The sequence below is a fragment of the Affinundibacterium flavidum genome (assembly GCF_014284175.1).
Classification (GTDB): Bacteria; Pseudomonadota; Gammaproteobacteria; order Burkholderiales; family Burkholderiaceae_D; genus Undibacterium; species Undibacterium flavidum.
This window is the reverse complement of the sequence record NZ_JACOGA010000070.1, coordinates 1-257: the sequence shown is the minus strand read 5'-3', so window position 1 is coordinate 257 and position 257 is coordinate 1. Positions and strand designations below refer to the sequence as shown.

1 protein-coding gene is annotated in these 257 nt (G+C 47.9%); it reads left to right on the top strand.

Features of this window, described 5'->3' with window-relative positions:
• Nucleotides 1-257 (top strand): IS3 family transposase (locus H8K55_RS21400; protein WP_186944270.1); only part of this gene is annotated, 257 nt, incomplete at both ends.

The window sequence follows — 257 nt, the reverse complement described above, 5'->3', positions numbered from 1 at the left end:
AGAAAGCGCAAATAGTCGATGAACTAAGGCAGCAATATCCGATCGCACAGGTGCTCGAGGTGGTTGGTATGGCACGCAGTACGTTTTACTACCAACACAAACAATCGCTCCTCGAGGATAAGCATGCTGTGATCAAACAACGCATTCGCGCCATCTATGACAAGCATCATGGTCGCTACGGCTATCGTCGCGTGACGGCGGCAATACGACAATTAGGGGAATTAATTAACCACAAAACGGTGCAACGATTAATGAAG